Raw genomic sequence first — 12,413 nt, forward strand, 5'->3', positions numbered from 1 at the left:
GGGCGGTTCTGGGTTCTGGAGTGCGGAGGGGGGCAAGTATGCCTTGATGGGGGACTGGGGTGAAATCTTGAGATCGGCGTCGTACTTGAAATCCACCCCTCACCCCAGCCCTCTCCCCAGAGGGGCGAGGGGGAAAGGGAGCAGATTGGGGGCTTTTCAAAACTTGAGTTCGGCTCGCTAATTCAGGTCGGTGTACCTTGAACGAGCAACTCGGTCAGTCCCCTCTCCCTCCGGGAGAGGGTTAGGGTGAGGGGGCTTTTGGGGTTACTCGAAATGCTCGGGATTGACCGGATCCCCGGACTGCATATTCAGCTGCTTGCGGATGTCCTCAAACATCAGGTCGTAATGCTTGTGCACCGAGCCGATCTGGCTGTGGCTCTTGGGAATGCCGTACTTTTCGGCAATCTGCGTCACGTTGCGAGCGAAGTTGTAGGCTTCCTCCTTGGGCAGAAAGAACGGTTCGTTGACCTCTTTGCCCTGCATGCTGCCATGCAGGGTGAACTGTATCCCTTTGCCTTTCTGAGGGTCGGTGAACACTTCATAGTCGAGGTGCACGTTGTAATTGACGTCGTCGTCAGTCAACGCGTGCCGCTCGATATGCAAATGACCGGGTTCGAACTGGGCCATGGGTTTCTCCTTTCAAGGCATGGGAGAAGGGCAGACCTGAGGTCTGCCCCCGGAGTTTCTTTTTATCGGTAGGTGATGCCCGGCGCTGCCGTGCTGACCCGCGTACCGGCGGTGCCCTGGACGATGGCTTCGATGTCCGAGAGCGAACCGATCACCGCGACCTTGCCAGTATGGCGCGCGAATTCACAGGCTGCCTGCACCTTCGGCCCCATGGAGCCGGCGGCGAAGCCCAGGCGTTCGAGTTCGTCCGGGTGAGCCTGGGCGATGGCTTTCTCGGTGGGCTTTTTGAAGTCGATGTACGCCGCGTTGACGTCGGTGGCGATCACCAGCAAGTCCGCCTCCAACTGTTCGGCCAGCAGTGCCGAGCACAGGTCCTTGTCGATCACCGCTTCAATGCCTTTGAGGTTGCGGTGCTCGTCGTACATGGTCGGAATCCCGCCACCGCCGGCGCAGATCACGATGCTGCCCTTGTCCAGCAGCCACTTGATCGGGCGGATTTCAAAGATGCGTTTAGGCCGTGGGCTGGCCACCACGCGGCGGAACTTGTCGCCGTCCGGGGCAATCGCCCAGCCTTTTTCAGCGGCAAGTTTTTCTGCTTCGGCTTTCTCGTAGACCGGGCCGATCGGTTTGGTCGGGTTCTTGAAGGCCGGGTCGTTGGCATCGACTTCGACCTGGGTGAGCAGGGTGGCGAACGGGACTTCGAAGTCCAGCAGGTTGCCCAGTTCCTGTTCAATGATGTAGCCGATCATGCCTTCGGTTTCGGCACCGAGCACGTCCAGCGGGTAAGGGGTGACGGAGGTGTAGGCCGCTGCCTGCAACGACAGCAGGCCGACTTGCGGGCCATTGCCGTGGGCGATGACCAGTTGGTTGCCGGGATGGATCTTGGCGATTTGCTCGGTGGCGATGCGGATGTTGGCGCGCTGGTTGTCAGCGGTCATCGGCTCGCCACGGCGGAGCAGGGCGTTACCGCCCAAGGCTACGACGATACGCATGGTGCATGTCCTTCTTGTACAGAGGAATGGCAAACGACTCGTTTCCATGTTGAAACCAGGATCCCTTGTGGGAGCGGGCTTGCTCGCGAAGGCGTCAGATCAGTCGACATCGCTGTTGAATGACACTCCGCTTTCGCGAGCAAGCCCGCTCCCACATGGGGAGGCGGTTCCCTCAGTGGGTTACAGATCAGCCAAAGTCGACACCAGAATCGCCTTGATGGTGTGCATGCGGTTTTCCGCTTGCTCGAAGGCGATGCAGGCCGGCGACTCGAACACGTCGTCGGTCACTTCGATGCCGTTTTTCAGGTGCGGATACTGTTCGGCGATCTGTTTGCCGACCTTGGTATCGCTGTTGTGGAACGCCGGCAGGCAGTGCATGAACTTGGTGCGCGGGTTGCCGGTGGCTTTCATCAGTTCGGCGTTGACCTGGTACGGCAGCAGTTGCTGGATACGCTCGGCCCAGGCTTCCACCGGCTCGCCCATCGATACCCAGACGTCGGTGTGGATGAAGTCCACGCCCTTGACCGCGGCTTTCGGGTCTTCGGTCAGGGTGATGCGCGCGCCGCTTTCCTCTGCGTATTTTTTGCAGCGATCCACCAGGTCGTCGTGGGGCCACAGGGCTTTCGGCGCACAGATGCGCACGTCCATGCCCAGTTTTGCGCCGATCAGCAGCAGCGAGTTGCCCATGTTGTTGCGCGCGTCGCCCAGGTAGGCGTAGCTGATTTCGTGGATCGGCTTGTCGGCGTGCTCACGCATGGTCAGCACGTCGGCGATCATCTGGGTCGGGTGATATTCATCGGTCAGGCCGTTGAACACCGGCACGCCGGCGAACTTGGCCAGCTCTTCGACGATTTCCTGCTTGAAGCCACGGTACTCGATGGCGTCGTACATGCGCCCCAGCACGCGGGCTGTGTCCTTCATGCTTTCCTTGTGGCCGATCTGCGAGGAGTTCGGATCGATGTAGGTGACGTTGGCGCCCTGGTCATAAGCGGCGACTTCGAACGCGCAACGGGTGCGGGTCGAGGTTTTTTCGAAGATCAGGGCGATGTTGTTGCCCTTCAGGTGTTGCTGCTCGGTGCCGGTGTATTTGGCGCGCTTGAGGTCGCGGGACAGGTCGAGCAGGTAGCGCAGCTCACGTGGGGTGTGGTGTTCCAGGCTGAGCAGGTTACGGTTGTGAATGTTGAACGCCATGATGATTCTCCTTGGATTCGGTAATCGGCCCGGCCACTACGGGATAGGTGCGGCCGGGGAGATGGTCGTTTAGTAATCGATAGGGTCGCGGATGATCGGGCAAGTCATGCAGTGGCCGCCGCCGCGGCCACGACCGAGTTCGCCGGCGCTGATGGTGATGACCTCCACCCCCGCCTTGCGCAGCAGGGTGTTGGTGTAGGTGTTGCGGTCGTAGCCGATGACCACGCCCGGTTCCACGGCCACCACGTTGTTGCCGTCATCCCATTGCTCGCGTTCGGCGGCGAAGCTGTTGCCGCCGGTTTCGACGACGCGCAGTTTCGGCAGGTTGAGGGCTTTGGCCACGACGTCGAGGAACGTGCCTTCTTCGCGACGGATGTCGATGCCGCCCTGTTTGCTTTCGTCAGGGCGCAGGGTGAAGGCGACGATCTGGTTGACCACTTCCGGGAAGATCGTGACCAGGTCGCGGTCGCAGAAGCTGAACACGGTATCCAGGTGCATCGCTGCACGGGACTTCGGCAGGCCGGCGACGATGACTTTTTCCACGGCCTTGTTCTTGAACAGGTTCAGTGCCAGTTGGCCGATGGCCTGACGGGATGAACGCTCGCCCATACCGATCAGCACCACGCCGTTGCCGATCGGCATCACGTCGCCGCCTTCGAGGGTCGAGCTGCCGTGATCCTTGTCCGGGTCGCCGTACCAGATTTCGAAATCGGCGTTGGTGAATTGCGGATGGAATTTGTAGATGGCGGTGGTCAGCAGGGTTTCCTGACGACGCGCCGGCCAGTACATCGGGTTCAGCGTCACGCCACCGTAAATCCAGCAGGTGGTGTCGCGGGTGAACTGAGTGTTCGGCAGCGGCGGCAGAATGAAGCTGGAGTGGCCGAGGAAGTCGCGGAACATCTGGATGGTCTTGCCACCGAAGCTGTCCGGCAGGTCATCGGCGGACACGCCGCCAATCAGGAATTCGGCGATGTGTCGCGGCTCCAGGCTTTTCAGCCAGGATTTGACTTCGTTGATCAGGCCCAGGCCCACCGAATCGGCAGTGACCTTGCGTTCGAGGATCCAGTCCAGCGCTTCAGGGATGGCGACGATGTCGGTCAGCAGGTTGTGCATTTCCAGCACGTCGATCCCGCGCTCACGCATCTTGGTCACGAAGTCGAAGTGGTCGCGCTTGGCCTGGGCGACCCACAGCACGTCGTCGAACAGCAGTTCATCGCAGTTGTTCGGGGTCAGCCGCTGATGGGCCAGACCTGGGGAGCAAACCATGACTTTGCGCAGTTTGCCGGCTTCGGAATGGACGCCGTACTTAACTTTTTCCGTGGTCATTTCAGTGATCCTCCAGAGAGAAAACGTTGGGCAATTACAGAGTCAGGAAGCCGTCATACAGTCCGTAGGCGGCCACGAGGGCGCCCACGACCACTGCGGCGAAAATCAGCTTCTCGACGTTGGTGAAAACCGGTTGTTTGAGTTCGAGCTTGGCCTTGGCGAACAGGATCGCGCCGGGGGCATAGAGCAGTGCCGACAGCAGCAGGTACTTCACGCCACCGGCGTAGAGCAGCCACACCGCATAGATCAGGGCTATGCCGCCGATGATCAGGTCCTTGCGCCGTTCGGCCGCGAAGCCTTCGTAGCTTTCGCCACGCACCGCCAGCAGCAGGGCGTAGGCCGCCGACCACAGGTACGGCACCAGAATCATCGAAGTGGCGAGGTAGATCAGCGACAGGTAAGTGCTGGCCGAAAACAGAGTGATGATCAGGAACAGCTGCACCATCGCGTTGGTCAGCCACAGGGCGTTGACCGGCACGTGGTTGGCGTTCTCCTTGCGCAGGAACTCCGGCATGGTGTGGTCCTTGGCGGCGGCGAACATGATCTCCGCACACAGCAGCACCCACGACAGCAGCGCCCCCAGCAGCGAGATGATCAGACCGACGCTGATCAGCACCGCGCCCCAGTGACCGACCACGTGTTCCAGCACGGCGGCCATCGACGGGTTCTGCAGTTTGGCCAGTTCCGGCTGAGTCATGATGCCCAGCGACAACACGTTCACCAGCACCAGGAACAGCAGCACGGTGATGAAACCGATCACGGTCGCCTTGCCGACGTCCGAACGTTTTTCCGCCCGGGCCGAGAAGATGCTCGCGCCTTCGATGCCGATGAACACCCACACGGTGACCAGCATCATGTTGCGCACCTGGTTCATCACGCTGCCCAGATCCGGGTTTTTCACGCCCCAGATGTCAGCGGTGAAGATGTCCAGTTTGAAGGCGAAGATCGCGATCAGCACGAACAGCAGCAGCGGCACGACCTTGGCGACGGTGGTCACCAGGTTGATGAACGCCGCCTCCTTGATCCCGCGCAGCACCAGAAAGTGCACGCCCCACAACAGTACAGAGGCACCGATCACTGCGGCAACGGTGTTGCCTTCCCCAAAAACCGGAAAGAAATACCCGAGGGTGCTGAACAGCAGAACGAAGTAACCGACGTTGCCCAGCCAGGCACTGATCCAGTAGCCCCAGGCCGAGGAGAAACCCATGTAATCGCCGAAACCGGCCTTGGCGTAGGCGTAGACACCGCCGTCCAGGTCAGGCTTGCGATTGGCGAGGGTTTGAAAGACGAAAGCGAGGGTGAGCATGCCGACAGCGGTGATGGCCCAGCCAATCAGAACCGCGCCGACGTCGGCACTGGCGGCCATGTTTTGTGGCAAAGAGAATATCCCGCCACCGATCATTGAGCCGACTACCAATGCAACCAGTGCACCTAGTCGTAGTTTTCCGGGAGCTTCAGACATTGCATGACTCCATTGCAGGAGAGAAGAGTTCACAGCGTAGTTCTGTTGGCTATTCAAACAGCTGACTTAGATCAGTGCATGGTCACATTCCATTGTTAATGAATGACTTATGAAACGTCTGATGGCATAAGGCTTCTGCCTGTGAGGCCTGTCCTAGAGGCTTTCGGCATATGTAGTTGGGAACTTTTCCTATTACTTTCGAGTTATCACGCTAGTCCGTTTTCAAGGTTTGGCAAATTTTTCACCTCTGTTTTCAGTACAGAATCGAATTATCAGGATTCGCACACAAAACTGCCTATCCGTGCTAGGCATTAGTGCCATCCGCTATATATAAAAGGCGTTGATTGGCGTTATTCAATAAACGTACTTACGCTCTAACCGTTTGGTTAATACCGGTTACATGACCATGGGCGGCCAATGCCGACCTCGGGAACCTGGAGACGCTGGAATGTCGCAACCGACGCAAAAGCTGCGCCTTGGCGCACTGATCGCCCTGGTGGTGGGTTCGATGATTGGCGGGGGGATTTTTTCCCTGCCGCAGAACATGGCAGCCCGGGCCGATGCCGGCGCCATCCTGATCGGCTGGGGCATCACGGCGATCGGCATGCTCACCCTGGCTTTCGTGTTCCAGACCCTGGCCAATCGCAAACCGGAACTGGACTCCGGCGTGTATGCCTACGCCAAGGCCGGGTTCGGCGACTACATGGGGTTTTCTTCCGCCTGGGGTTACTGGATCAGTGCCTGGCTGGGCAACGTCGGGTATTTCGTGTTGCTGTTCAGCACCCTCGGCTACTTCTTTCCGGTGTTCGGCCAGGGCAACACGCCGATCGCCATCGGTTGCGCCTCGGTGTTGCTGTGGGCCGTGCATTTTCTGGTGATGCGCGGGATCAAGGAGGCGGCGCTGATCAATCAGTTGACCACCGTGGCCAAGATCATTCCGTTGATCATGTTCGTGGTCATTGCCGCCGTGGCGTTCAAGGCCGAGATTTTTACCCGCGACATCTGGGGCCGCAGCAACCCGAATTTCGGCGGCGTGATGGATCAGGTGCGCAACATGATGCTGGTCACCGTGTTCGTGTTCATCGGTATCGAAGGCGCCAGCGTTTACTCGGCCCGGGCGGAGAAGCGCACGGATGTGGGCCGCGCCACGGTGATTGGTTTTATCGGTGTGCTGGCGCTGCTGGTTCTGGTCAATGTGTTGTCGCTGGGGATCATGAGTCAGCCGGAACTGGCGACCTTGCAGAACCCGTCACTGGCCGCTGTGCTGGAACACATCGTCGGGCCATGGGGCGCGTTGCTGATCAGCGTGGGCCTGGCCATTTCGTTGCTCGGTGCGTTGCTGTCGTGGGCGCTGTTGTGCGCGGAGATCCTGTTCGCCACCGCCAAGGACAACACGATGCCGGCGTTCCTGAAAAAGGAAAACGCCAACCATGTGCCGGTCAACGCGTTGTGGCTGACCAACGTGATGATCCAGATTTTCCTGCTGATTACGCTGTTTTCCGCCGGCACCTATACCAGTCTGATTTACCTCGCCTCGTCGATGATTCTGGTGCCGTACCTGTGGTCGGCAGCCTATGCGGTGCTGTTGAGCGGGCGGGGAGAAACCTATGAACATGCCTCTGCCGAACGCACCAAGGATCTGCTGATCGGCGGCATCGCGCTGTGTTACGCGGTGTGGCTGTTGTATGCCGGCGGGGTGAAGTACCTGCTGCTGTCGGCGCTGCTGTATGCGCCGGGGGTGATCCTGTTCGCCAAGGCCAAGCATGAGCAGGGCGAGCCGTTGTTCACCACGCTCGAGAAGGGGATTTTCACCTGCGTGATCGCCGGGGCCGGGCTTGCGGCGTATGGGTTGTACAGCGGCGTGTTGTCTCTGTGAGGTTACGGCTCGACTATCAGGGATCTTGCGACTGGCCGGCGCTGCTCGGGTTTCTGGCAGCGCGGGCGGTGGCGGGAATGGAGACGGTGGTCGATGGCGTGTATTCGCGCAGCATCGGGTTGAACGGGGTGCAGGGCACGGTTTCGGTCTGGCCCGGCGACGGTGATGCGCTGGAGGTGGAGCTGGATTTCCCGGATCCGTCGGCGGCTCCCGAGATTGTTGTGCGCTTGCGACGGATGTTTGATCTGGATGCGGATCTACCCAGGATGCAGCGGCATCTGGCGGTAGATCCGCTGCTGGCGCGGCTGATCGCCGAGCGGCCGGGGTTGCGGGTGCCGGGGGCGTGGGATGGTCTGGAACTGGCGTTTCGCGCGGTGCTGGGGCAGCAGATCACCGTGGTCGCGGCGATTCGGCTGGCGGGGAAACTGGTGGCGCAGTATGGCGAGCCTTTGCGTTCTTCAGTGCCCGGCCTGACTCACGTCTTTCCTCAGGCAAAGGTTTTGGCGAACGCTGATCTGGCGGCGCTGGGCATGCCGAAAAGTCGCGGGCGCACCTTGTCCGGGGTGGCGCAGGCGTCGCTGGAGGATCCGCTGCTGTTTGCCTCCGGGACGGCGCGGTTGCTGGCGCTGCAAGGGATTGGCGACTGGACGGCGCAGTACATTGCCCTGCGGCAGTTGCGGGACATGGACGGGTTTCCGACCGGGGATGTGGGGTTGCTGCGGGCGCTGGAAGTGCTGGAAGGCGTGCGGATGACGGCGCGGGAGTTGTCTGTTCGGGCAGAGGCCTGGCGGCCGTTTCGGGGGTATGCGGCGCAGGTGTTGTGGGCGTCTTTGAGTCGATTCGACTGAGATTTTGGTGTACGGCTTGAGATCGCTGCCCTCACCCCAGCCCTCTCCCGGAGGGAGAGGGAGCCGACCGAGTTGTCTCACATCATCCATCGACCTGAAAAATCGAGACGATTTTGGATTCGACGGGAAAGGGTCAAGTCAGTGTCTTTCTCAAATATCCCCCAATCGGCTCCCTCTCCCCCCGGGAGAGGGCTGGGGTGAGGGCCGCGATCTCAAGCCGTGCACGAATCTCCGAGCCACTGCGGTTGATGCGATCCCAACTCAGCTGCCGGCAAAGCCCACTGCATAGGCGTCCCGCTGATATTCAGCGGCGCTTGAAGCCGATGCGCCGGCCCCCAAGGTGTCTGCTCCACCAGCGAGCTTTGATCCTGTGGATTTTCCGGACGCAACGCTTCGTCCGTCCCAGCCCCATGCTCAACCAACAACTTCGCCGTCCGCGCCAGCGACAACCGCGCCGATCCACCTCGACCACTGCGTAACCGTTCAGCCAGCAACCGAATCACACTCGCCGCCATCAGATACCCCGTCGCATGATCCAGCGCCTGCACCGGCAGCGGTGTCGGTTTGTCCGCTTGCTTCCAGCGCTGTCCGGCCTCGGCAATCCCGCTGCTCATCTGCACCAGGCTGTCGAAGCCGCGCCGGTTCTGCCACGGGCCGCTCCAGCCGTAGGCGTTGAGGCAAACGTCGATCAGCCCCGGCGCGAGTTGCCGGCGACGTTCAACGCCGAAGCCGAGATGTTCAAGGGCGTCGGCGCGATAGCCGTGCAACAGAATGTCGGCATCCTTGAGCAGGCTTTCAAACACTGTGCGATCTGCCGGCACATGCAGATCCAGTCGCGCACAGCGTTTGCCGAGGGTCACTTCGGGCACCACGCCGGGTTCGTTCCAGGTCGGCGGATCGATGCGCAGCACATTGGCGCCCAGCCCCGCGAGGAAGCGGCTGGCGGTCGGGCCGGCCAGTACGCGAGTCAGATCGAGCACCTTGAGCCCGGCCAATGGCTGTGCCACCGAGCCTTGCCAGGGTTGATGACTTTCTTCTTTCCCGTCACTGAAATGCGCCAAGGGCTCGGCATTCACCGCCAACCCTTGCGGGTGTTTCTGCCACTGTTCCCAACTGCGCATTTCAGCCGCACAACCCTTGGCCTCGACCACCGCTTGCTCCAGATCGGCACTGGCCCATTGCGCGACTTTCGCCGCCATCGCCGCGCGGTCGGCACAGGCGCCGAGCACGCTTTCAGCGGCGGTGCGGTGATGCGGGGCGTTGGTGTGCAGGCGGATCCAGCCGTCTCGGGTTGCGTAGTCGCCGGCCACCGGATCCCACAGCGGCGGCACTTCCCAGCCGATCGGTCTTAGTGAAGTGGCAAACCAGAACGAGGCCAGCCGACGGTCGACTTCAATGGCGGGCAAACGCCCGGTTTGCTGCTGAAGAAGTTCGGCGACGGCTTGCCCGGCAGCGGCAATGCTCGCGCAGGCCAGGTCGGTGACGGCAAACGCCGAGGGCAGGGCGCCCTCGCCGGTGAACGGAATCGGCATGCGGGACAAGCCGAGCGCGGCTTGAATGGACGTGAGCAGATCGGTCATCGAAGGCCCTCCGGAAGAGGGCCTGATCATAGTGCAAAAGAATATCGAGTTAGATGAAAACCCTAATCTCCCTAGTCAACACAAATCCCTGTGGGAGCTTGCCTGCAAGCGATAGCGGAGTGTCTGCCGATAGATGTATCGACTGATCCACCGCCATCGCTTGCAGGCAAGCTCCCACAAGGGATGACAGTGATGTTCTAGACGCGGAACTGATCCATCAATTTCATCTGCTGGCTGGCCAATGCATTGAGCTGGCTGCTGATCGCCGCCGATTCGGTGGCCTGTTCGGTCAGGGTTTCGGTGACGGTGCGGATCGCCGAGACGTTGCGGTTGACCTCTTCGGCCACCGCGCTCTGCTGTTCGGCGGCGCTGGCGATTTGCAGGTTCATGTCGCTGATCACAGTGACCGCGTCGCTGATCTTGTCCAAGGCGTCCACGGCCTGGCGGATTTGCCCGGCGTTGTTGTGGGCCTGGGTCTGGCTCGAGTGCATGGTCGCGACCACGCCACGGGTACCGGTCTGGATGCGTTCGATGACCACGCGGATTTCTTCCACCGAATCCTGGGTGCGCTTGGCGAGGTTACGGACTTCGTCGGCCACCACGGCAAAACCACGACCGCTTTCGCCGGCACGGGCCGCTTCGATCGCGGCGTTCAGCGCCAGCAGGTTGGTCTGCTCGGCAATGCTGCGGATCACCTCCAGCACCGAACCGATCTGCTCGCTGTTGACCGCCAGCTCTTCGACCTCGGTCACCGCTTTGCTGACTTCATCGGCCAGTTGATTGATGTCACGGGTGCTGCGCTCGATGATCGACATGCCGTCCTTGGCCGACTGGTCGGCGCCTTTCGCCGCGTTGGCCGCATTCGAGGCGCTGTTGGCCACGTCGTGGGCGGTGGCGCTCATTTCGTTGGAGGCGGTGGCCACCTGATCGATCTCGCGGAATTGCACCTGCATGCCTTCACTGGTCTGGCGGGCGATTTCCGACGATTGATCGGCGGTGCCGCGAGCCTCGGTGATGCTCTGTTTGATCTGGGCGATGGTCGGTTGCAGCTTGTCGAGGAAGCGGTTGAACCAGTTCACCAGTTCGCCCAGTTCATCCTGCTTGGTGTAGTTCAGGCGCTGAGTCAGGTCGCCTTCACCGCTGGCGATGTTCTTCAGCATCTCGGCGACGCTGTTGATCGGACGGGTCACGCCGGAGGCGGTGAGCCAGATCAGCAGCAGACCGATCAGGCCGGCGATCACGGCCACCGCCAGCGCGGTAATCGTGCCGGTTTGCTGCGCATCGTCGAGAACGGCTTGCAGCTTGACCGAGTCGGCCAGCAGCACTTGTTTCGGCAGGTCGATGACGACGCCCCAGGCCTTGGAGTCGGCAATCGGGTTGACCGGATACACGGCGCGGATCAGGTCGCCCCGTTCGAGAATCTTCGGTGTGCCGGCACTCAGCAGTTGCAGCACGTCCTTGCCCTCGACGCCGAGGGTGTCGCCGATGCTCTTGCCGACCTTGCCGGCATCCGCGCTGTAGGCACCGAGCACGCCGCTGCCGGAGACGATCAGCATGTGCCCGGCGCTGTTGAACAGGTCACGCTGAGAGTCCACGGCCGCCGCTTGCAGGGCGTCGAGGGCAATGTCGACACCGACCACGCCGATGGCCTTGCCGTCCACCAGCAGGGGCACGGAAATGGTGGTCATGAGCATTTCCTTGCCGCCCACGGTGTCGGCGTAAGGATCGAGCAGGCAGGTGCGCTTGTTGTCGCGAGGGCAGGTGTACCAGCTGTTGTAAGGCGTGCCGCTGACGCTGAGGGTGGTCTTGTTCATGTCGTCTTCGACCATGATCGTGTTCAGCGACGGACCCGCAGCACGGCTCCAGTAACTGGCGAAACGTCCCGCTTCATTGGACTGATGCGCGGCATCGTTGGCGAATTCGCTGTCCTTGCCGTCCAGTCCGTTGGGTTCGAACGCCAGCCAGATGCCAAGCACCTTGCTGTTGCGCTCGAAGGCGGTTTTCAGGCTCAGGTTCAACTCTTCACGCAGGGCGCCGGCGTCCAGCGAACGCTTGGCGGCCATCACTCGCATGTCCTTGATCTGGTCCGCCAGGGCGGTGATCACCAACAGACTTTCGCCGAAGGTTTTCTGCACCCGCACCGCTTGCTCGGCAGCCTTGGCCTGCAGCAGGTCCTGCACGCTGGCGGTGAGCATCTTGCTGCTGGAAGCACTGACCAGTTCGTCGTTCTGGTTGGTCTGGTAAATGTTGATGCCAACGATCAGCGCCACCACACCGAGCAGGCACAGGCCGGAGAGCAGGACGATTTTCAGGCGGATGGACAGGGAGTCGAACATGGGACGTTCTCGCGAATGGATGAGCTGTTGGCTGAGGGGCAGGAAGGTGCCCGGTTCGCCAAATCCATTCAGCGCCATTCAATGCTCATCGGCGCGAGGCGCAGAGGCATGAATTACCAGCCGACGAGCGGTCGCGGCTAAACGTTTGCGCGGGTAAATACCCTGAAAACAAGGG

General features: G+C 61.1%; 9 protein-coding genes and 1 pseudogene. 2 read left to right on the top strand and 8 right to left on the bottom strand.

The annotated features are described in order from the left end of the window. Positions 1-264: 264 nt before the first annotated feature. The 5 genes from CAF76_RS11660 to arcD (CAF76_RS11680) form a co-directional block, all read right to left on the bottom strand. Positions 265-627, bottom strand: coding sequence for a DUF5064 family protein (locus tag CAF76_RS11660; protein WP_039766036.1), 363 nt, complete (start codon positions 625-627; stop codon positions 265-267). Positions 628-689: 62 nt separating this feature from the next. Beyond that, a complete protein-coding gene (gene arcC, locus CAF76_RS11665) occupies positions 690-1,619 on the bottom strand; it encodes a carbamate kinase (protein WP_039766038.1) in 930 nt (309 codons plus the stop codon). Between the two features lie 180 nt (positions 1,620-1,799). Beyond that, positions 1,800-2,810 carry an ornithine carbamoyltransferase gene (locus CAF76_RS11670; protein WP_011335626.1) on the bottom strand — a complete coding sequence of 337 codons (1,011 nt, stop codon included), beginning with the start codon at positions 2,808-2,810 and terminating at the stop codon, positions 1,800-1,802. 69 nt (positions 2,811-2,879) lie between these two features. Further along, a complete protein-coding gene (arcA, locus tag CAF76_RS11675) occupies positions 2,880-4,136 on the bottom strand; it encodes an arginine deiminase (RefSeq protein WP_064598972.1) in 1,257 nt (418 codons plus the stop codon). 34 nt (positions 4,137-4,170) lie between these two features. Next, positions 4,171-5,598 (bottom strand): arginine-ornithine antiporter, encoded by a 1,428-nt coding sequence (gene arcD, locus CAF76_RS11680; RefSeq protein ID WP_039766045.1) that lies wholly within the window; start codon positions 5,596-5,598, stop codon positions 4,171-4,173. 448 nt (positions 5,599-6,046) lie between these two features. Between arcD (CAF76_RS11680) and arcD (CAF76_RS11685) the strand changes: the two genes are divergently transcribed. Both arcD (CAF76_RS11685) and CAF76_RS11690 read left to right on the top strand, forming a co-directional pair. Next, positions 6,047-7,474 carry an arginine-ornithine antiporter gene (gene arcD / locus CAF76_RS11685; protein WP_064598968.1) on the top strand — a complete coding sequence of 476 codons (1,428 nt, stop codon included), beginning with the start codon at positions 6,047-6,049 and terminating at the stop codon, positions 7,472-7,474. Beyond that, entirely contained in the window at positions 7,471-8,322 is an 852-nt protein-coding gene (locus CAF76_RS11690; protein ID WP_085647311.1) for a DNA-3-methyladenine glycosylase, read from the top strand. The genes arcD (CAF76_RS11685) and CAF76_RS11690 overlap by 4 nt, the downstream gene beginning before the upstream one ends. A 212-nt stretch (positions 8,323-8,534) precedes the next feature. On the opposite strand, the gene CAF76_RS11695 is transcribed toward CAF76_RS11690, so the two are convergent. The 3 genes and pseudogenes from CAF76_RS11695 to CAF76_RS29020 all read right to left on the bottom strand — a co-directional run. Beyond that, positions 8,535-9,902, bottom strand: a complete 1,368-nt coding sequence (locus CAF76_RS11695; protein ID WP_085647312.1) for a CoA transferase — start codon at positions 9,900-9,902, stop codon at positions 8,535-8,537. A 197-nt stretch (positions 9,903-10,099) separates the two neighbouring features. After that, positions 10,100-10,855: a methyl-accepting chemotaxis protein gene (locus CAF76_RS29015; protein ID WP_371857929.1), complete on the bottom strand. Its 756-nt coding sequence runs from the start codon at positions 10,853-10,855 to the stop codon at positions 10,100-10,102. Between the two features lie 102 nt (positions 10,856-10,957). Beyond that, a pseudogene (locus tag CAF76_RS29020) lies at positions 10,958-12,316 on the bottom strand (HAMP domain-containing protein); the annotation flags it as partial. Positions 12,317-12,413: the final 97 nt, after the last annotated feature.

It is taken from the genome of Pseudomonas sp. B40(2017), from assembly GCF_002112855.1.
In the GTDB taxonomy this organism is placed as follows: Bacteria; Pseudomonadota; Gammaproteobacteria; order Pseudomonadales; family Pseudomonadaceae; genus Aquipseudomonas; species Aquipseudomonas pharyngis.